General features: G+C 61.0%; 14 protein-coding genes, 1 tRNA gene and 1 pseudogene. 13 read left to right on the forward strand and 3 right to left on the reverse strand.

Annotated elements, in window-relative coordinates; translation table 11 throughout:
• Window positions 1–10: 10 nt before the first annotated feature.
• Window positions 11–1,105, forward strand: a complete 1,095-nt coding sequence (locus IAE38_RS05030) for a multifunctional CCA addition/repair protein (RefSeq protein WP_201216324.1) — start codon at window positions 11–13, stop codon at window positions 1,103–1,105.
• A 55-nt stretch (window positions 1,106–1,160) separates the two neighbouring features.
• Here the strand turns inward: IAE38_RS05030 and folK are convergent, their stop codons facing one another.
• Window positions 1,161–1,670 (reverse strand): 2-amino-4-hydroxy-6-hydroxymethyldihydropteridine diphosphokinase, encoded by a 510-nt coding sequence (gene folK / locus IAE38_RS05035; protein WP_201216326.1) that lies wholly within the window; start codon window positions 1,668–1,670, stop codon window positions 1,161–1,163.
• On the reverse strand, window positions 1,661–2,017 hold the full coding sequence (gene folB, locus IAE38_RS05040; protein ID WP_028633549.1) for a dihydroneopterin aldolase: 357 nt from the start codon (window positions 2,015–2,017) through the stop codon (window positions 1,661–1,663). The genes folK and folB overlap by 10 nt, the downstream gene beginning before the upstream one ends.
• Before the next feature lie 74 nt (window positions 2,018–2,091).
• Here folB and plsY point away from each other — a divergent pair, with 74 nt between their 5' ends.
• Window positions 2,092–2,661, forward strand: a complete 570-nt coding sequence (gene plsY / locus IAE38_RS05045; protein WP_201216328.1) for a glycerol-3-phosphate 1-O-acyltransferase PlsY — start codon at window positions 2,092–2,094, stop codon at window positions 2,659–2,661.
• 19 nt (window positions 2,662–2,680) lie between these two features.
• Here plsY and tsaD read toward each other — a convergent pair whose 3' ends face one another.
• Window positions 2,681–3,706 carry a tRNA (adenosine(37)-N6)-threonylcarbamoyltransferase complex transferase subunit TsaD gene (gene tsaD, locus IAE38_RS05050; protein WP_201216330.1) on the reverse strand — a complete coding sequence of 342 codons (1,026 nt, stop codon included), beginning with the start codon at window positions 3,704–3,706 and terminating at the stop codon, window positions 2,681–2,683.
• A gap of 204 nt (window positions 3,707–3,910) precedes the next feature.
• On the opposite strand from tsaD, the gene rpsU reads away from it, so the two are divergent.
• The 11 genes and pseudogenes from rpsU (at window position 3,911) to IAE38_RS05105 (ending at window position 20,054) form a co-directional block, all read left to right on the forward strand.
• Complete coding sequence (rpsU, locus tag IAE38_RS05055; RefSeq protein WP_003255575.1) at window positions 3,911–4,126, forward strand: 30S ribosomal protein S21; 216 nt, start codon at window positions 3,911–3,913, stop codon at window positions 4,124–4,126.
• 302 nt (window positions 4,127–4,428) lie between these two features.
• A complete protein-coding gene (gene dnaG, locus IAE38_RS05060; RefSeq protein WP_201216331.1) occupies window positions 4,429–6,393 on the forward strand; it encodes a DNA primase in 1,965 nt (654 codons plus the stop codon).
• Between the two features lie 67 nt (window positions 6,394–6,460).
• On the forward strand, window positions 6,461–8,308 hold the full coding sequence (gene rpoD / locus IAE38_RS05065; protein WP_201216333.1) for an RNA polymerase sigma factor RpoD: 1,848 nt from the start codon (window positions 6,461–6,463) through the stop codon (window positions 8,306–8,308).
• A 201-nt stretch (window positions 8,309–8,509) separates the two neighbouring features.
• Window positions 8,510–11,461, forward strand: a pseudogene (locus IAE38_RS05070) (EAL domain-containing protein); the annotation flags it as partial.
• A 17-nt stretch (window positions 11,462–11,478) separates the two neighbouring features.
• Window positions 11,479–11,555 (forward strand) — tRNA-Ile (locus IAE38_RS05075).
• Between the two features lie 442 nt (window positions 11,556–11,997).
• Complete coding sequence (locus IAE38_RS05080) at window positions 11,998–13,554, forward strand: OmpA family protein (protein ID WP_201162092.1); 1,557 nt, start codon at window positions 11,998–12,000, stop codon at window positions 13,552–13,554.
• A 12-nt stretch (window positions 13,555–13,566) separates the two neighbouring features.
• Complete coding sequence (locus IAE38_RS05085) at window positions 13,567–15,444, forward strand: hypothetical protein (RefSeq protein WP_201216335.1); 1,878 nt, start codon at window positions 13,567–13,569, stop codon at window positions 15,442–15,444.
• A 56-nt stretch (window positions 15,445–15,500) separates the two neighbouring features.
• Window positions 15,501–16,334, forward strand: coding sequence for a hypothetical protein (locus tag IAE38_RS05090; protein ID WP_236403534.1), 834 nt, complete (start codon window positions 15,501–15,503; stop codon window positions 16,332–16,334).
• Window positions 16,335–16,388: 54 nt separating this feature from the next.
• Window positions 16,389–16,850 (forward strand): Lrp/AsnC family transcriptional regulator, encoded by a 462-nt coding sequence (locus IAE38_RS05095; RefSeq protein WP_201162094.1) that lies wholly within the window; start codon window positions 16,389–16,391, stop codon window positions 16,848–16,850.
• 143 nt (window positions 16,851–16,993) lie between these two features.
• Window positions 16,994–18,115 (forward strand): Fic family protein, encoded by a 1,122-nt coding sequence (locus IAE38_RS05100; RefSeq protein ID WP_201216337.1) that lies wholly within the window; start codon window positions 16,994–16,996, stop codon window positions 18,113–18,115.
• A gap of 256 nt (window positions 18,116–18,371) precedes the next feature.
• Window positions 18,372–20,054 carry a flavin monoamine oxidase family protein gene (locus IAE38_RS05105; RefSeq protein ID WP_028633639.1) on the forward strand — a complete coding sequence of 561 codons (1,683 nt, stop codon included), beginning with the start codon at window positions 18,372–18,374 and terminating at the stop codon, window positions 20,052–20,054.
• Window positions 20,055–20,058: the final 4 nt, after the last annotated feature.

Genomic DNA, 20,058 nt, shown 5'->3' on the forward strand with positions numbered 1-20,058 from the left:
AGAGTTGTACATGCACATTTACAAAGTCGGCGGCGCAGTACGCGACCGCCTGCTCGGCCTTCCTGTCAGCGATACCGACTGGCTGGTGGTTGGCGCAACCGTCGAAGACATGCACGCCAAAGGCTATCGCCCGGTTGGCACAGACTTCCCCGTCTTCGTGGACCCACGTACCGGCGATGAATACGCCCTGGCCCGTACCGAGCGCAAAAGCGGCCGGGGCTACGGCGGCTTCACTTTCTACGCCAGCCCCGACGTCACCCTTGAAGAAGATCTGATCCGCCGCGACCTGACCATCAACGCCATGGCCGAAGACGAACACGGCAAGGTCTATGACCCCTACCATGGCCAGGATGATCTCGAGAAGCGCCTGCTCCGCCATGTTTCGCCGGCCTTTGCCGAGGACCCGCTGCGCGTGTTGCGTGTGGCCCGCTTTGCCGCCCGCTACGCACCCATGGGTTTCCGCATTGCCGACGACACCCTGTCGTTGATGCAGCAGATCAGTGCATCGGGTGAGTTGCAGGCACTGACCGCCGAACGCAGCTGGAAGGAGATCCAGCGGGCATTGATGGAGGCGCAGCCACAGGTGTTCTTCCAGGTGCTAGACGCCTGCCAGGCACTCGAACAGATGATGCCGGAGCTTCACAAAGGGCCTTTGTGCCTGGCCGCACTCCAACAGGCAGCGGCCCATGCCCAGCCCCTGCACGTGCGCTGGGCGTGCCTGCTTGGCAGGCTGGCACCAGAGCAGGTCAAGGCGGTGAACAAGCGCCTCAAGGCCCCCAGGGAGTGCCAGGAGCTGGCCCAGCTGACCAGCCAATGCCTGACGCTGGCAGACAGCGCACTGGAGTTGCCTGCCACTGGCCTGCTGGAGCTACTACAGCGGTTTGATGTGTACCGGCGCCCCCAGCGTTTCGAGGACTTCATCGCCGCCTGCGAAATGACCGCCTTGGGCGATGGAAAAGCCGCTTACCCTCAGGCCGATCACCTGCGCAGCGCAGCAGCAGCAGCCAGAGCGGTGGATGCGCAGCCCCTCGTGCAGGCCGGCCTTACAGGCCAAGCGCTCGGCGAAGCCCTGAAGGCCGAAAGACTAAAAGCCCTGCAACCGTAGGCGCGAGCACAGCGCACGAGCGCAACCCAGGCGGCGACATCCGCGTGTCTGCCGATCAAGCTGGCGTCAACTGCACCCCACGCCAGTCGAATGCAACAGGCGCCAGCACCTGATCGATCTGCGCTTCTTGCCAGAGCTGCCCCATGGGCTTGCCCACCCCCGGGTGCACCAGCTCCGGGGCCAGCAGCGCAAGGGGCCACAACACAAAGGCGTTTTTCAGGATTTCAGCACGCGGCAGCACCAGCCCATCGAAATTGCCGTGCAGATCGTCATACATCAGCACATCGATATCCAGCGGCAAGCCCTTGCGATCCGGGGCGTAGCGGCCATTGTCGGCTTCGATGAACTTGAGACGGCGGTCCAGTTCGATCAGCGGCAATGTGGTCTGCCCGGTCACCACGAAATTGATGAACGGCCCGCTCTTGATACCCACCGGCTGGCTCTCGAACACAGGCGAGCACCGCATACCGGTGAGAATGGCGGCCAGCGCATCGAGCCCGGCACACAGGTGCGCATGGCGGTCGATATTGCTGCCCAGGCCCAGGTAAACCGTGCTTACAGACATCCGCGCTCGATCTCCACGCCAACACCGCCACGGGCTGCCGGAACGGCGCCTGGCTTGGTCAGCTTCAGCCGCACCCAAGGGATGTTGAACTCCTGCATCAGCACCGCTACCAGGCGCTCGGCGAAGGTTTCCACCAACTCGAAGCGCGCCTGCTCGGCAAAGGCCTGGATCCGCGCCGAGACGCTGGCGTAGTCCAGTGCCAGGCTCAGGTCGTCGCCGGCAGCCGCCGGGCGGTTGTCCCAGCCGAAGCTGAGGTCCAGGCGCAAGCACTGGCGAATATCCCGCTCCCAGTCATAGGCACCAATAACGGTATCGACTTCCAGGCCTTCGATGAACACTCTGTCCAAGCACTTCTCTCCACAGCACGACAAGGGCGACGGGCGCCGTTAGAATCAGGGCGTCCTCGCCCGGAATAGTTAGCATGTTTTGGTTACTGGCGTTACTCGCCTACCTGCTTGGCTCGCTGTCCTTTGCCATTGTTCTCAGCCGCCTTGCGGGCAGCCCGGACCCTCGTTCCAGTGGCTCGGGCAATGCCGGCGCCACCAACATGCTACGCCTTGCAGGGCGCAAGATGGCGATCCTGACCCTGCTCGGCGACCTGTGCAAGGGCCTGCTGCCAGTACTTGTCGCCCGCGCTGCCGGCCTCGACCTGCAGGCGCAGACCTGGATAGGCATTTGTGCAGTGCTGGGCCACCTGTTTCCGCTGTACTTCCGCTTCCACGGCGGCAAGGGCGTTGCAACAGCTGCCGGCATGCTCATGGGCCTGTACTTCCCGGCGGCGCTGCTGGCCATGTGTGCCTGGCTGCTCACCCTCTACCTTACCCGTACCAGCTCGCTTGCGGCACTGATTGCAACCCCGCTGACCCTGCCATTGCTGGCCTGGCGCCAACCCGAGGCGCTGCTGCCCATGACCGTACTGACAATACTGATCGTGTGGCGGCACCGCAGTAACCTGCGCGACCTGTTTGCCGGCCGCGAACGGCATTTTTAACACTCACTGCGGCCAAGCCTTACAGCGGGGGCAACTGCTCCATGGGCCAGCGGGCCTGCACGCTGATTGCCAGGTCCTGCTGTTGACCGGCCAGAAGCCGCTGGCAACCCGCATACGCGATCATCGCGCCATTGTCGGTACAAAATTGCGGACGCGCGTAATAGACGTTGCCTTTGATGCTGGCGAGCATGTCCTCGAGCGAGGCACGCAGGGCCTTGTTGGCGCTGACACCACCGGCAATGACCAGGCGCTTGAGGCCGGTTTGCTTGAGTGCCCGCTTGCACTTGATGGTCAGCGTCTCCACCACCGCCTGCTGGAACGCCAGGGACACGTCGCAACGGGTTTGCTCGTTGTCGTCCCCCGCATTGCGGCACTGCTGCCAGGTGTTCAGGGCGAAGGTCTTCAAGCCGCTGAAGCTGAACTCCAGGCCTGGGCGGTCCGTCATTGGCCGCGGGAATACAAAGCGCCCAGGCGTGCCGCGCTCGGCAAGGCGAGCGATTTCCGGGCCACCGGGGTAGTTCAGGCCAATCAGCTTGGCCGTCTTGTCGAACGCCTCGCCCGCCGCATCGTCAAGGCTCTCGCCCAGCAACTGATACTGGCCGATGCCATCGACACGCACCAACTGGGTGTGGCCGCCGGACACCAGCAAGGCGACGAACGGAAACTCAGGCGGGCTCGCCTCCAGCATGGGTGCCAGCAAGTGGCCTTCCATGTGGTGCACGCCGATGGCCGGCACACCCCAGGCAAACGCCAGCGCCTGAGCACACGACGCACCGACCAGCAGCGCACCCACCAGGCCAGGGCCAGCGGTGTAGGCGATGGCGTCGATATCGGTGGCCACGCGGCCTGCATCGCCCAGTACCTGGCGGATCAGCGGCAGCATGCGCTTGACGTGGTCGCGCGAAGCAAGCTCTGGTACAACGCCGCCAAACACACGGTGCAGGTCGATCTGGCTGAACAGCGCATCGGCCAGCAGGCCGCGTTCGCTGTCGTATAATGCGACGCCAGTCTCGTCGCAGGATGTTTCCAATCCCAGTACTAGCATGGGCTCGTCCCTTGTGGGGGCTGAATTCGAAGCCGCGCATCATAGTCCCCGTGTTGGATGCCGACCAGCGGTTTTCGATCAGAGGCTTTGCATTCCGGCGTACTAAGGGTTAACATCCGCAACCCTTGAAAACCGACGTTCTCCAGCACACCTTTGTTTTGCCAGGAGCGCGTCTACCCCGGTAATGAATTAAGGTAGCCCTGGATGCCAGCCGTCAAAGTTAAAGAGAACGAACCCTTCGACGTAGCTCTGCGTCGTTTCAAGCGCTCCTGCGAAAAAGCCGGTGTACTGGCTGAAGTTCGTAGCCGCGAGTTTTACGAAAAGCCGACTGCAGAACGCAAGCGCAAGGCAGCTGCTGCTGTCAAGCGTCACGCCAAGAAAGTTCAGCGCGAGCAGCGCCGCGCCGTTCGTCTGTACTAATACAGGCGTTCAACGCAAAGCTTCTGCCCTGCCCGGCTAACCGCCGGGCGATGGCAGTGGTCGTTTTAGACTTGAGCAACTCGCTCAAGGCCCCTGCACACGCTTCACTCACCGTGCTGCGGGCAACCTGCCTTTAACGTCAGAGCTGGTCATCTTTGTTGTAGACCAGACGTGCACGTCCGACTGACGGGTCCTTAGGGCCGGCGACGAGCACACCTTCCCTCGCATTACTCCAAGCCGCACTCGCCACATTCGGCGTGTGAGCGATTAGACTTGCCAGTTGCCAGATTGACGAGACTGCCATGGCCGGGCTGATTCCCCAAAGCTTCATTGACGACCTGATCAACCGCCTCGACATCGTCGATGTGGTGAGTTCACGCGTGCAACTGAAAAAGGCCGGCAAGAACTACTCGGCCTGCTGCCCGTTCCACAAGGAAAAAACCCCGTCCTTCACGGTCAGCCCCGACAAGCAGTTCTACTACTGCTTCGGCTGTGGTGCCGGTGGCAACGCCCTTGGCTTCGTCATGGACCACGACAACCTGGATTTCCCCCAGGCCGTGGAAGAGCTCGCCCGCGCCGCCGGCATGGAAGTACCCCGCGAGCAAGGCCGGCGTGACCACAAACCACGCCAGCCAACCGATTCGCCGTTGTACCCGCTGCTGGACGCCGCCTCGGAGTTCTACCGCCAGGCGCTGCGCAATCACCCTACCCGCAAGGCAGCTGTGGACTACCTCAAGGGCCGCGGCCTGTCCGGCGAAGTGGCCCGCGACTTTGGCCTGGGTTTCGCGCCACCGGGCTGGGACAACCTGCTCAAGCACCTGGGCGCCGACACCCTGCAGCAAAAGGTCATGATCGATGCCGGGCTGCTGATCGAGAACGCTGAAAGCGGCAAGCGTTACGACCGTTTCCGCGACCGGGTGATGTTCCCCATTCGCGACAGCCGCGGCCGTATCATCGCCTTCGGTGGCCGGGTGCTGGGCGACGACAAGCCCAAATACCTGAACTCCCCGGAAACGCCTGTGTTCCACAAGGGTCAGGAGCTGTACGGGCTGTATGAAGCACGCAAGCACAACCGCAACCTCGACGAGATCATCGTGGTGGAGGGCTACATGGACGTCATCGCCCTGGCCCAGCAAGGCCTGCGCAATGCCGTGGCCACGCTTGGCACCGCCACCAGCGAAGAACACCTCAAGCGCCTGTTCAGGGTGGTGCCCAGCGTATTGTTCTGTTTCGACGGCGACCAGGCCGGGCGTAAAGCGGCCTGGCGCGCCCTCGAATCAACCTTATCGAACCTGCAGGATGGGCGCCGTGCGCGCTTCCTGTTTCTGCCCGAGGGCGAGGACCCAGACAGCCTGGTGCGGGCAGAAGGCACAGATGCGTTCAAGGCGCGTATCAACCAGCACGCCCAGCCTTTGGCCGATTATTTCTTCGAGCAATTGAGCCTGGAAGCAGACCCGCGTTCGCTCGAGGGCAAAGCGCACATGGCGACGCTGGCTGCACCGTTGATCGAAAAAATCCCGGGTGCCAACCTGCGCCAACTGATGCGCAACCGCCTCAGGGAGATCACCGGGCTGGACCTGCAGCAGGTCGAGCAACTGGCCCAGCAGGCACCGCCCCCCAGCAGCGCACCGGACTACGACCCCGGCTACGATTACGATGCCATGGTCAGCTATACCGCCGATTACGGCGACATGCCGCAACCGGACTACGCTGGCGCCCACCAAGAGCAGGCGTGGACGCCGAAAAAAAGCGGAGGCAAGAAGCCCTGGGACAAGAACCGCAAAGGTGGCAAGCCTTGGCAACGCGACGAGGCGCCGCCGCGCGTACCGGCGCCGGTAGAGCCGCCCACACTGGCCGCCCTGCGCACACTGCTGCACCACCCGCTGCTGGCAGGCAAAGTTGAGGACGCCAGCCATTTTGCCGATGAAGAACACCTGTACAGCCAGTTGCTGGTGGCATTGATCGAAGCCGCACAGAAAAATCCTGGGCTAAGCTCAATGCAGTTGATCGCACGCTGGCACGGCACCGAACAAGGCCGCCTGCTACGGGCGCTGGCAGAAAAGGAATGGCTGATCGTGGCCGACAGCCTTGAACAACAGTTTTTCGACACCATTACTAGCTTGTCCGCCCGCCAACGCGAGCGCAGCCTGGAACAACTGCTCAGGAAATCACGTCAAAGCGAATTGACCAGCGAGGAAAAAAACCAGCTTCTCGCCCTGCTGAGCCGTAATGTTCCCGCACAAACGCCGACCTCATCTGGCGCGTGAGGCCCATGCTCGGGTATAATCCTCGGCTTGTTTTTTGCCCGCCAAGACCTTCAGTGGATAGGGTGTTATGTCCGGAAAAGCGCAACAGCAGTCTCGTATCAAAGAGTTGATCACCCGCGGTCGTGAGCAGGGCTACCTGACTTACGCGGAGGTCAACGACCACCTGCCCGAGGATATTTCAGATCCGGAGCAGGTGGAAGACATCATCCGCATGATCAACGACATGGGGATCAACGTATTCGAGAGTGCTCCGGATGCGGATGCCCTTCTGTTGGCGGAAGCCGACACCGACGAAGCCGCGGCCGAAGAAGCCGCTGCTGCGTTGGCGGCAGTTGAGACCGATATTGGCCGCACGACCGACCCGGTGCGCATGTACATGCGTGAAATGGGTACCGTCGAGCTGCTGACCCGTGAAGGCGAAATCGAAATCGCCAAGCGTATCGAGGAAGGCATCCGTGAAGTCATGGGCGCCATCGCTCACTTCCCGGGTACTGTCGACCATATCCTCGGCGAATACGACCGCGTGACCACCGAAGGTGGCCGCCTGTCGGACGTTCTCAGCGGTTACATCGACCCTGACGACAATATCGCCGCGCCTACCGAAGAAGTCCCTGTTCCAGGCGCCAAGGCTGCCGCGACCAAGGAAGAATCGGAAGACGAAGAAGAAGAGTCCGACAGCGACGACGAGGAAGAGACCGAGAGCGGTCCAGACCCGGAAGTCGCGCGTCAGCGCTTTGGGGCCGTCTCCGACCAGCTTCAGGCCACCAACAAGGTGGTCAAGAAGCATGGTCGTGGCCACAAGGAAAGCGTCGCAGCCCTGCAGGCACTGGCCGATCTGTTCATGCCGATCAAGCTGGTCCCCAAGCAGTTCGAAGTGCTGGTCGAGCGTGTTCGCGATGCCCTGAGCCGCCTGCGTCAGCAGGAACGCGCCATCATGCAGCTGTGCGTGCGTGATGCCCGCATGCCTCGTGCCGACTTCCTGCGCATGTTCCCAAGCAACGAAACCGACCAGACCTGGAGCGGTGACCTTGCCAAGCGCAACACCAAATGGGCTGCCGCCCTGGGTGAAAAGGACGCGGCCATCGTCGCCTGCCAGCAGAAGCTGATCGACCTTGAAAACGAAAGCGGCCTGACCGTTGCCGAGATCAAGGAAATCAACCGTCGCATGTCCATCGGCGAAGCCAAGGCTCGCCGCGCCAAGAAAGAAATGGTCGAGGCGAACCTGCGTCTGGTGATCTCCATCGCCAAGAAGTACACCAACCGTGGCCTGCAGTTCCTGGACCTGATCCAGGAGGGCAACATCGGCTTGATGAAGGCGGTGGACAAGTTCGAATACCGTCGTGGCTACAAGTTCTCCACCTACGCCACCTGGTGGATTCGTCAGGCGATTACCCGCTCCATCGCCGACCAGGCGCGCACCATTCGTATTCCGGTGCACATGATCGAGACGATCAACAAGCTCAACCGTATTTCCCGGCAGATGCTGCAGGAAATGGGTCGCGAACCGACCCCGGAAGAGCTGGGCGAGCGCATGGAAATGCCTGAGGACAAGATCCGCAAGGTATTGAAGATCGCCAAAGAGCCGATCTCCATGGAAACCCCGATCGGTGACGATGAAGATTCGCACCTGGGTGACTTCATCGAGGACTCGACCATGCAGTCCCCGATCGACGTTGCCACGGTCGAAAGCCTCAAGGAAGCCACCCGTGACGTGCTCTCGGGCCTGACCGCACGCGAAGCCAAGGTGCTGCGCATGCGCTTCGGTATCGACATGAACACCGACCACACCCTCGAAGAGGTGGGCAAGCAGTTTGACGTGACCCGTGAGCGGATCCGTCAGATCGAAGCGAAGGCGCTGCGCAAGCTTCGCCACCCCACCCGCAGCGAGCACCTGCGCTCCTTCCTCGACGAGTGACGGCGTAGCGTTAACGTATTGGGGCCGCTTTTGCGGCCCCAATTGCGTCTGCGGCAAAGCAAAAGGCCACTATCGCATCGGCGCGCGCAAGGCCCTGTAACCCTTAAAAAAACTCCCCTTCCCAAGCCTACGCTCGCGGCATTGGCCGTCTACACTCGTTTCAGAACTTCTGAATGCGAGGCCGCTATGCCCCTGATGCCGGCCAACCTGGTCCTGTACGGTTTACCCACGGTACTGTTGCTGATGATGGTGCTGGCCGTTGTCATGCGTATCAATCGGCGCCTCAGCTCGGAAATTTCCCGCCGTATCGCCCTGGAACAGGAGCTGCGCAGCAGTGAATACCACTACCGCGGCCTGGTCGAAAGCCTGTCGGCTATTGCCTGGGAGGCGGACGCCAACGACTTCACCTTCAGTTATGTGTCCCCCCACGCCGAAAACCTGCTCGGCTACCCGCTGAGCGACTGGCTCAAGCCCGGTTTCTGGCGCAGCATTCTGCACGCCGACGACGCACTCTGGGCTCAGGCCTATTGCGACAGCGAAACCGCGGCAGGGCGAGATCACAGCCTGGACTACCGGGTTATACGCGCCGACGGTCAGCCGCTGTGGGTGCGCAATATCGTCAGCATGATCAAACACGGCCACCAGCCCGTCATACGCGGCCTGATGATCGACATCAGCGAAACCAAGCGCACCGAAGATGCCCTGCGCTTGTCCGAGCAGAAGTTTGCCTCGGTGTTTCAACAATGCCCGGACATCCTGCTGATCGCACGCCACAGCGATGGCTGCCTGCTGGAAGTGAACGAAGCGTTCGAAGAGCAGATTGGCCTTACGCCAGGCGAAGTGATAGGCCGCACGGCGACCGAACTCAACCTCTGGGCCGTGGCAGGTACAGGCCCACTGCTGCTCGACCGCCTGCACCAGGGCGGTATCCGCAACCTGGAGATGAGCTTCCGCCGCAGCAATGGCCAGTTGTTCACAGGCCTTACCTCCGCTGAAACCTTCGAGCTGGACGGTACGCCCGCGCTGGTGGTGGCCGTGCGAGACATCAGCCAGCTCAAGGAAACCCAGGAACAGCTGCAAACCTCTGAGGAGAAGTTCGCCAAAGCCTTCCACGCGTCCCCAGACGGCCTGCTGTTGTCGCGCCAGAGCGATGGCCTGCTGCTGGAAGTGAACGAAGGTTTCTGCCGGCTTACCGGTTACGCACTCAACCCGACCATTGACCAGACCTCGCTCGACCTGGGCATCTGGGTAGACCTGAACGAGCGTAAACGCCTGCTTGCCCAGCTAAACCAGGACGGGTTCGTGCGCGACTTCACCTGCCACATACGCCGCAGCGACGGGCAGATCCGGCTGTGTGAGCTGTCTGCACGCCCGCTGCCGATTGCCGGCACCGACTGCATGTTGACCATCGCCCGCGACATCACCGAACGCCACCTGATGCAGGAAAAACTGCAACTGGCGGCCACGGTGTTCGAGAACACCGCCGAGGGCGTGCTGATCACCGACATTGACCAGCGCATCAGTGCGGTCAACCGCGCCTTCAGTGAAATCACTGGCTACAGTGAAATCGAGGCCCTGGGCCAGACCCCTCGCCTGCTTGCGTCCGGTCAGCATGACAGTGCGTTCTACGCGGCCTTGTGGCATCAGCTGACCGCCGAGGGGCACTGGCAAGGCGAAATCTACAACAAGCGCAAGAACGGTGAGTTTTACCCCAGCTGGCTCACCATCAGCGCCGTGCGCAACACAGAGCGGGACATCACCCACTTCGTTGCGGTATTCGCCGACATTTCCAGTATCAAGCACGCCCAGGCCAAACTGGACTATCAAGCCCACCACGACCCGCTAACCGGCCTGCCCAACCGCGCCCTGTTCGAGAACCGCCTGCAAGCCGTGCTCACCTGTGCGCAGGTGTCCAACCGCCAGGGCGCAGTGCTGTTCCTGGACCTCGACCGTTTCAAGCACATCAACGACAGCCTCGGCCACCCAGTGGGTGACCTATTGCTCAAGGGTATCGCCCAACGCCTGAAGGAGCAGGTGCGCGACGTGGACACCGTCGCCCGCCTGGGTGGCGACGAGTTCATCATCCTGCTGCCCGGCCTGCACAAGCCCAGCGACGCCAGCTCCATCGCCAACAAGCTGCTGGCCTGCTTCAGCGCGCCATTCCAGGCTGGCGAGCACGAGTTCTTCACCAGTGCCAGCATTGGTATCAGCCTTTATCCACAGGACGGCACTGATGTTGCCACCCTGATCCGCAACGCTGACGCCGCCATGTACCGGTCCAAGGCCAAAGGTCGCAACCGGGTCGAAGCCTACACCTGCGACCTCACAGCCCAGGCCAGCGAACGCATCGCCCTGGAGCACGAGTTGCGGCGAGCCATCGAGCGCAACGAGATGAGCCTGTGCTTCCAGCCCAAACTCAGCCTGCAAACCCAGACCCTGGTCGGCGCAGAGGCCTTGATCCGCTGGAGCCACCCGACCTTTGGCGAAGTGCCCCCGGAGCATTTCATCCACCTGGCAGAAGAAAACGGCACCATCCTGCAAATCGGCGATTGGGTACTGGAGCAGGCCTGCCGGCAGATGCAGGCCTGGAAACAACGCTACGAGCCTTTCGGCCCCCTGTCCATCAACCTGGCCGGCGCCCAGTTGCGCCAACCCCACCTGGCGCGCCGCATCGAGGCGCTACTCAAACAGCACCAGCTCAAGGCTGGCGACCTGCAACTGGAAATCACCGAGAACTTCATCATGAGCCAGGCCGAAGAGGCCCTGGCCGTGTTGCACCAGCTGAAAAGGCTCGGCGTGCAACTGGCCATCGATGACTTCGGCACCGGCTATTCGTCGCTCAGCTACCTCAAGCGCCTGCCGCTGGACATCCTGAAAATCGACAAGTCGTTCATTCGCGGCCTGCCAGACGACCCCCACGACGCCGCCATCGCCCGCGCAATCATCGCCCTGGGCCGCAGCATGCAGCTCACCATCATCGCCGAAGGCGTGGAAAACCAGGCCCAACAACGTTTCCTGGCAGCCGAGGGCTGCGAGCAGATCCAGGGCTACATCGTCAGCCTGCCGCTGATGCCTGACGAGTTCGCCGCCACATTCCTTCGCATAGCACTATCGGATCTTTCAGATGGCACTGGTGCGCAACCCTCGTTATAATCCCGGCCTCCTACTGAGGGCCTATAGCTCAGTTGGTTAGAGCAGAGGACTCATAATCCTTTGGTCCACGGTTCGAGTCCGTGTGGGCCCACCAAACCAAAAGCCGCGTATATACGCGGCTTTCGTGTTTTTGGCGAGGCCTTCCCAGCTGAAGCCCTGTCGGGTGAGCGTACTCATCAGGCAGTGCGGCAAGGCTTCCCCGTCTAGATGGAATGCGAGCAGCAACAAAAGCTGAATCGCAGCTGTTCACATCTTGATCGGGAAACATTAAGGTAACTAATTGCCACACACCGCCCTGGATGGCGCATAGCGCGGAACATGGAGCCGTTCTCCACTTCCCTCATGCCAAGATGCATGCACTCAACCTCGGCCCGCCCGCTATCCCTGGCGCAGCGTCGATTGGGTTACCGCCCCCAGAGCGCGAGTTCTTGATAACGCCTTACGACGATATCAACTTACATTTGCGGCCGAAGCTGAACCAGCTTCAGCTTACACGCTGGTATTCGCCAGGATTTGGCACGGGGAACTGAAAGGGAATGCTGAGCACGAAGACACTGCAATACACAGCGCTCGCCACGGCCATTGCCATGGGGCTCAGTGGATGCGCGACGATTGACAAAACCCTGGGAGAGAACTCAGGCAAGTTCGCCTGCGGTGCCGGCGCTGTGCTGGGTTCGCTCGTCGTGGGGGGTGTGGTGGCTGCCTCTGGTGGTAACGGCAACCAGATCGCCGCCGGCGCTGTTGCGGGAGGCGCTTTGGGCTGCGGCGCGCTGTATGCCTATAAGCAGCGCGTCGATCGCCTAAGGGCTGTAGCTGCCGAGCAGGGCGTGACGGCTGAAGTGCGAGAAGTCGAAATGGTCTCTGCCAGCGGCGACAAGAAGTCTGTCGGTGTGGAAGCCCAAATCGAAACGACCGAGATGTTCCCGTCGGGCTCGGCGACATTGACCAGTCAGGGCTACCGCAAACTGAGCGTAATGGCACAGGAATTTGCGCGTGATCGAACAGCCGCCCGACCCGGTGCCCCGACCAAGAAACTCCTGGTCGTTGGCCACACCGACTCTTCAGGCAGTGCTGAACTCAACCAGAAACTGTCCGAGCAACGGGCTCGAACCGTCGCCGACATGATGGCCGCGATTGGCGTCCCGCAGCAGGATATTTTCTTCCAGGGCGCAGGGTCCGCACGGCCTGTGGCTGATAACACCTCCCTCGCCGGCAGAGCGAAAAACCGTCGGGTAGAGATCGTCGAAGTCGACAACGAGCAGGTGCTGGCGCAGCGCGTGCGCGAGGAGCGGTCGGGTGCCAGGTATCTGGCTCATGGCACGGCCGTCGCGCCCAAGGTCAAGGTTGAAAAGGCGGCGGCAAAGCGTGGCGCTGATTCCAGGCCTACCCAGGTCGCCACAACTGCAAAGCAGCCGGTGAGCACGCCCACTCTTCCGCAAACCCCGGTTCTCAACGACAAGGCCCCCGTACTGCCAACCAGCCCTGGCGCAGAGGTGGTGGTGCAGCTTGCGGGCCAAGGCGGTATCGACTTCGGTGGCGTACCCGTCACCACCACCACCTCCATGCTGTCATCGAACATACAACCGAAGCGTTCGACCTTTTCCTTGATCAGTTCGGCATACGCCAATGCTCCGGTTACCTCGTGCGTTGGGGACCTGCCGCGGGTGCAGGGCGAGGTGAAGAACCTGGCCACTGGTGTTGGGCTGAAAGCGTTCTCCACCACTGACTTCCTGCCCGGCCTGAATGGCGGTGTCTGGGCAAGCAAGGTCAATGGCCACGTGGCTGCAGTAGGTCCTGTTGCCGTGCTGCGCGACACCGGTGCCGCGGCTGGTGCCCCGGTCATGCAGTTCATCACCAACGTCGGTACCGCCCAGAAGACAAACTCTGCCCCGGTCAAGTCGGTCGCCAACACCTATGAAGGTGAAACCCAGGTGCTGTACCGCGTCTTCGCGCTCGACCAAAAAAACACGCCGGTTTCATGCATGGACATCGTGTTCGACAAACGTGCAGGTAAGGCCGTCGCTGGCGAAATCTACTACCCGAAACAGGGTGACGCCTACGTGGCGCAGTTCCAACCGCTGAAGCGCGGCTAAGGAGAAGTACCCATGCTTGAAACCATTCAGACGTTTTTTGCCAGCTATTGGCATATCGTCCTGCCCATCGTTCTGCTGATATTTTTGACCATCCCGATCATCATCAACTGGTATGAGGTGCGCTACGCCCTGATGAAGGCGCGTATCAATGCCCCTTGGGTCGGCCGCCTGTCACATTGGGTCAAGAATCCGGGTTCGAAGGAGCTACCGACCCCGAAAAACCCGGAAGCGGTTGGCTTCTACGAGTCGGAGAGCCAGCTGAACCTGAAATACGAAACCTACTACCGCGACCACCAGCCGTCTGAAGCCCATTTCAAGCACTGCCAGAACTACCTGGGCAAGATCGGCGAAGACAACCGCAAAGAAAAAGGTTTCGGTATGTGGGCGATCATCATCGTACTGATGCTGATCGAGGCCACTGCTTTCGGTTACGCGCTTGCGCCCTTTGCCTTGACGCTGGCAACCCCCGACACGGCGGTAGCCGGTGCATTTGGCATCGGGTTGGTGATATCGATCATAGGTGTGTTTCTCTCCGAGTTCGCTGGCCGTCAGCTCTACCTCAACAGTATCGTCAGCAAGATCATGAGCTACGAGGAACTGCGTCACGGTGGCGCGGATGGCGACATGGTATCCCGTGACATCGTCACCATCGATAACACTCATATCGATGACGAGCGCCCGGAATATCAGCGCATGCTGAACCGTGTGAAGGTACCGCAGGATGGCGCCATGCCGGCCAAGCGTTACGGCATCGTTGTCGGCTATGCCGTATTTATTGTCATCCTGGCCGTCGCTGCGTTCTGGGTACGTGCTGAAACCCTCAATGCACAAGAGGCCGACCTGATCGCCAACCCACCGGCAGTGTCGCAAGGCGCCGACGACTTCCCTGCCAGCGGCCAGGATGACTTCCCGCTGCCAAGCGAGATGCAGTCCATCGCCAATGAGGCCGCTGGCAAATCAGCCCAGGACCAGATTGATGCGCTCCACCGCGCCAGCCTCGTCACGTTCGGGGTGCTGAGTTCACTGTTCATCTTCATCCAGTTCACCTCGACCTTCCTGGCCTACAGCTTTGGCTTTGCCGGCACCTACTCGCGCAAGGCGTGGGAACGGGTGCACAAGTTCTCCAGTGCCAGTGAATTCGCGCGGTATCACCAAGCCAAAGCCCGCAGCATCGCCAATGACGCCCAGTCGGCCCTCGGCAAACTCCAGGCGCTTCAGCTGGCACAATTTCGCGTGAAAGGGGGTGACCGCGAAGCGCTGCGCAAAGACAATGTTGCCCGAACGTTCGCACGCTTTATTGAAGAGCAGGATGCAGGCAAGGCCTGGGCTGACCAGAAAGCCATTGCTGATCAACTGGGTAAAGACAGCCGGGCGGTATTGGAAAACTACATCAAGAAATCCACTGCAGACCTGAACACTGCAATTGCCAACAACGATGTTGCAAGAATCGATGAAATCATTCGTTTCGCCTTGCCGCGGATGAATCAGATCGAAGAGCCTTCTCTGATACAACTGTGCAATACCTTCAAAAGCGTAGCGAACACCTTCGTGGTACCCACCCCATCGGCCCCCGTTGTTGCCGCGCCAGCGCCTAGGGCGACCCCCACTGTAGCCGTTCAAGTAAATGTCCCCGTCGAAGCTCCGCCGGTAATGGCCGTGATGCAGACTGGACGCGTCATTGAAGCGGCTCCAGCGGACGCAGTTACTGTTGTACCCGATGCTCCAGCGCCCATGGCGGGTGGCTTTGACCCCCACCAGTTCGGTGACCTGACTGAGTTCCACGAGGATGACCTGCCTTTCGTGGCAACGACCAAAGGTATTGATCTTGAAACCATCAAGCGCGCTCGCCGTCTGCAACTGATGGTCAAGCAGAGCGGCCAGCGTGCCTGAGCCTGTGCTGAGCAGCTGCGTGACTGCGCAGCTGCTTTACTAAAAATGGAGGTTTCATGAACATCAAGAGCTTGGCCCTGGCGCTGCTACTCGTGCCAACCGCTCTGGTGGCGGCGGAGCGTAATGACGTTCCTAGCTGCTACGCCAATGCCCGCATCACCGAGTTCCGCACCGCGCCGTCCGGCCGGATGCTGACCGTTGTCGTTGACCAGACCACCCCGCTGACCCAGGACCTGCAGCGAACGGCCTGGGGGCACATCAAACGCTTCATGCAGCCAGGCGACAAGATCCGCCTCTACTCCTTCAGCGCGTACCTTGAAGGCCACTACACGCGCCTGCGCTACGCTGGCGAGCTGGAAAAACCGATCGATCCGAAAGTGCTGGGTAGCGTGCCGATGATGGCGACCCGTAAATTCGAATCCTGCCTCAAGAACCAGCCTGCGCAGCTGTTCCAAGGCTTCGGTAGGGCCTTTGCTGCCACCATGGGCAAGTCCAGCTCCGATATTCCCCGCAGTGAAATCCTGTTCAGCCTGAAAGCCGTGGGAGAGGACCTGGCCAAGGCCGAAGGCGTCAGCGAGCATGTCATGCTGGTGATGTCCGATATGCTGGAGTACAGCGACTTTGGAAGTTTCTATCAATCCAACGGCATCCGCCAAATCGATCCGAAGGTCGAAATCGCCAAGGTCGAGAAGCAAAAGTTGCTGGCGGACTTCCAAGGCGCGCGGGTTTACATACATGGTGCAGCGTTTGTGCCGACCACAGCCAAAAACGGCTACCGTAGCGGAAAAATGATCCAGAACCTGGAACAGTTCTGGCGTAGTTACTTCCAGGCGTCCAATGCCAGTCTGGCTGGTTTTGGCAATCCTGAACTGACGACGGCTGTCGAGTAGACCCGCAAGCCAGCACCCGGCGAACCCTGACCCTCAAAACCGCAGAGACTCACCATGCCGGACTCCCGCCCGCTTGCACTGGACGAAATCGACCGCCAGCTCATTGCCCTGCTGCAGCTAAATGCCCGCGAAAGCGTCGCCACCCTCGCCCGCCACCTGGGCATCGCCCGTACCACCGTCAATTCGCGCCTGGAGCGGCTGGAGAAGAACAAGGTCATCACCGGCTATGGCGTGCGCCTGGGGCAGCGGGTGATGGGCGGGGGGTTGCAGGCCTATGTGGGTATCAAGGTACAACCGCGCTCGGGCAAGGACGTGGTCAAGCGCCTGAGTGCCATGGGGCAGGTTCAGCAGTTGTGTGCAGTGAGCGGTGAGTTCGATTACGTGGCTTGGCTGCAGACCGATTCGCCTGAGCAGCTTGACCAGCTGCTTGACCAGATCGGCAGCCTGGACGGGGTGGAGAAAACCACAACTTCGATCATTCTCAGCAGCAAGGTCGATCGCGGGCAGCCGGTTTAACCCGCTCGCTCTTCGAGTCCGTGTGGGCCCATCAAATTGAAAGCCCTGGCTTGAGCATTAGACAGTGAGCCAAATAGCAAGCATTATCGGCTCACTAGATGAGCCGAATAGGCTCCCTAATCGGCTCACAGATGAATGCCCCTATGAATGACCCGCTTTGGATCTGGCAGCACACAGACTGGCCGCACTTCAGCTGGCAAGCCGAAGCGCTTGCCCCGCTGCTGCGCGCGTGCGGTCAGGCTCAGGGCCGTTTGTTGGGAATGCTCGGCGCGGTAGGCACTGAGACCGAAGTGCAGAGCAGCCTGGATGCCATGCTGCAGAACATCGTCACCTCATCAGCCATTGAGGGAGAGCAGCTGAATGCCGGCTCCGTACGTTCGTCACTGGCGCGGCGCTTGGGGCTGAACGAAGACGGCCGCATCACCCCCCGCTCCGAAGGGCTGGCAGAACTGCTTCTCGATGCTACCCGCGCACATCAAGAGCCACTTGACGACCAGCGACTCTTCACCTGGCACCGTTGGCTATTTCCCGCCGATGATCAGATGCTGGCAAGACCATTACAGATCGGTTCACTGCGCGGGGAAGAGGCGATGCAAGTGGTCTCCGGGCGTATCGACCAACCGACCGTGCATTTCGAAGCACCTCCGCGAGCAGGGCTGGAAACCCTGTTGGCAGACTTTCTCGCCTGGTTCGAGAGCAGCCGAAGCAATGCCAGCCTGGATCCGTTCCTTCGCGCCGGCATCGCCCATTTCTGGTTCGTTACCCTGCACCCTTTCGATGACGGCAATGGTCGCCTCACCCGTGCCATTACCGACCTTGCACTGGCCCAGGGTGAACAACAGGCTATCCGCTTTTATGCGATGTCCGCGAGCATGCTCGACGACCGCGCCGGGTATTACCGCATCCTGGAAGCCAGTCAGAAAGGGGGGCTGGATATCACCGGGTGGCTGCAGTGGTTTCTCGCAACCTTACTCAACAGCTTGGAGCAGGCCCTTGCCCGCATTGACCATGTGGTGGCGAAGGCGCGCTTCTGGCAGGCACACCGCAGCCAAACCCTGGCGGCAGAGCAGATCAAAGTGCTCAATCGTTTACTCGATGGCGGAGAACGGGGTTTCGAAAACGGTATCAGCGCAGGCCAATACCAAGCTGTGGCCAAGGTTTCCAAAGCAACGGCGACCCGCCATTTGAGCGACCTGCTTGAAAAAGGCTGCATCGAGCGGCTGCCCGGTGGCGGGCGCAGCACCCGTTACAAGATCGCACGCTGAGCACCTGGGCCGGCCCTTGTTGCCATGGGCTCAGCAGCAAGGCCGAACGCAGGCAGCCGATTTAACCCGCTCGCTTGGGTTTTATCAGAGCTTCATCGTCAAACTCCATTACTAACCAGGCATTTAGACGAAAACAAAGACAAAAAGACAACACTCTGCACCTTAATAACGACCATCCCACCTCCTAGAATGACCTCCAGCCTCCCCTATACTCAGGCTACGCCCCTCGCGCAGCCGCTCTGGCAAGGTCCACTTCATGAACAAGAAAAACCGCCACCCCGCCGACGGCAAACAACCTGTCACCATCTTCGGCCCGGACTTTCCGTTCGCCTTCGATGACTGGCTGGAGCACCCTGCCGGCCTGGGCAGCATTCCGCCTGAGCGTCACGGCGAAGAAGTCGCCATCATCGGCGCAGGCATCGCCGGCCTGGTAGCGGCCTACGAATTGATGAAGCTGGGCCTCAAGCCTGTGGTGTACGAGGCGTCGAAGCTGGGCGGGCGCTTGCGCTCCCAGGCGTTCAACGGCACCGACGGCATCGTCGCCGAACTGGGCGGCATGCGCTTCCCGGTCTCGTCCACGGCGTTCTACCACTATGTGGACAAGCTCGGGCTGGAAACCAAACCCTTTCCCAACCCGCTGACAGCAGCCTCGGGCAGCACCGTGATCGACCTGGAAGGCCAGACCTACTACGCCGAAAGCGTTGCTGACCTGCCCAAACTGTTTCACGAAGTGGCAGATGCCTGGGCCGACGCGCTGGAGAGCGGGGCTCAGTTCGCCGACATCCAGCAGGCTATCCGCGACCGCGATGTGCCGCGCCTGAAAGCGCTGTGGAACAAACTGGTGCCACTGTGGGATGACCGCACATTCTACGATTTTGTCGCCACCTCACGCTCGTTTGCCAAACTGAGCTTCCTGCACCGCGAGGTGTTCGGGCAGGTGGGCTTCGGCACAGGGGGGTGGGACTCTGACTTCCCCAACTCGATGCTGGAAATTTTCCGCGTGGTGATGACCAACTGCGACGACCACCAGCACCTGATCGTGGGCGGCGTGGAGCAAGTCCCTCAAGGCATCTGGCGCCATCAGCCAGAGCAATGTGCGCACTGGCCACAGGGCACCAGCCTGAGTTCACTGCACGGCGGTGCACCGAGCACCGGGGTCAGGCGCATCGCCAGGGCGGCCGACGGGCGCCTGGCGGTCACCGACACCTGGGGAGGCACACGCCACTATGGCGCCGTCCTTACCACCTGCCAGACCTGGCTGCTGACCACCCAGATCGACTGCGAAGAGTCGCTGTTTTCGCAGAAGATGTGGATGGCCCTGGACCGCACCCGCTACATGCAGTCTTCGAAGACCTTCGTCATGGTCGATCGGCCGTTCTGGAAGGACAAGGACCCGGAAACCGGTCGCGACCTGCTGAGCATGACCCTGACCGACCGCCTGACCCGGGGTACCTACCTGTTCGACAACGGTGATGACAAGCCTGGGGTGATCTGCCTGTCCTACGCCTGGATGAGCGACGCCTTGAAAATGCTGCCGCACCCTGTGGAAAAACGCGTGCAGCTGGCGCTCGATGCGTTGAAGAAGATCTATCCGAAAACAGACATTGCCGGCCACATCATCGGCGACCCGATCACCATCTCGTGGGAAGCCGACCCGTACTTCCTCGGCGCCTTCAAGGGTGCACTGCCGGGCCACTACCGCTACAACCAGCGCATGTATGCGCACTTCATGCAACAGCACCTGCCCGCCGAGCAGCGCGGCATCTTCATTGCCGGCGACGACGTGTCGTGGACACCGGCCTGGGTGGAGGGCGCCGTGCAGACTTCGCTGAATGCGGTATGGGGTATCATCAACCACTTTGGTGGCAGCACCCACCCCGACAACCCCGGCCCGGGCGATGTGTTCGACGAGATCGGCCCCATCGCCCTGGCCGACTGACCTA

It is taken from the genome of Pseudomonas sp. S32, from assembly GCF_016648095.1.
Classification (GTDB): domain Bacteria; phylum Pseudomonadota; class Gammaproteobacteria; order Pseudomonadales; family Pseudomonadaceae; genus Aquipseudomonas; species Aquipseudomonas parafulva.

Excerpts from the sequence above, each read along its gene's own strand:
- IAE38_RS05030 (WP_201216324.1), top strand. The coding sequence starts at position 11 with ATGCACATTTACAAAGTCGGCGGCGCAGTACGCGACCGCCTGCTCGGC.
- folK (WP_201216326.1), bottom strand. The coding sequence starts at position 1,670 with ATGTCTGTAAGCACGGTTTACCTGGGCCTGGGCAGCAATATCGACCGC.
- plsY (WP_201216328.1), top strand. The coding sequence starts at position 2,092 with ATGTTTTGGTTACTGGCGTTACTCGCCTACCTGCTTGGCTCGCTGTCC.
- tsaD (WP_201216330.1), bottom strand. The coding sequence starts at position 3,706 with ATGCTAGTACTGGGATTGGAAACATCCTGCGACGAGACTGGCGTCGCA.
- rpsU (WP_003255575.1), top strand. The coding sequence starts at position 3,911 with ATGCCAGCCGTCAAAGTTAAAGAGAACGAACCCTTCGACGTAGCTCTG.
- dnaG (WP_201216331.1), top strand. The coding sequence starts at position 4,429 with ATGGCCGGGCTGATTCCCCAAAGCTTCATTGACGACCTGATCAACCGC.
- rpoD (WP_201216333.1), top strand. The coding sequence starts at position 6,461 with ATGTCCGGAAAAGCGCAACAGCAGTCTCGTATCAAAGAGTTGATCACC.
- IAE38_RS05080 (WP_201162092.1), top strand. The coding sequence starts at position 11,998 with ATGCTGAGCACGAAGACACTGCAATACACAGCGCTCGCCACGGCCATT.
- IAE38_RS05085 (WP_201216335.1), top strand. The coding sequence starts at position 13,567 with ATGCTTGAAACCATTCAGACGTTTTTTGCCAGCTATTGGCATATCGTC.
- IAE38_RS05090 (WP_236403534.1), top strand. The coding sequence starts at position 15,501 with ATGAACATCAAGAGCTTGGCCCTGGCGCTGCTACTCGTGCCAACCGCT.
- IAE38_RS05095 (WP_201162094.1), top strand. The coding sequence starts at position 16,389 with ATGCCGGACTCCCGCCCGCTTGCACTGGACGAAATCGACCGCCAGCTC.
- IAE38_RS05100 (WP_201216337.1), top strand. The coding sequence starts at position 16,994 with ATGAATGACCCGCTTTGGATCTGGCAGCACACAGACTGGCCGCACTTC.
- IAE38_RS05105 (WP_028633639.1), top strand. The coding sequence starts at position 18,372 with ATGAACAAGAAAAACCGCCACCCCGCCGACGGCAAACAACCTGTCACC.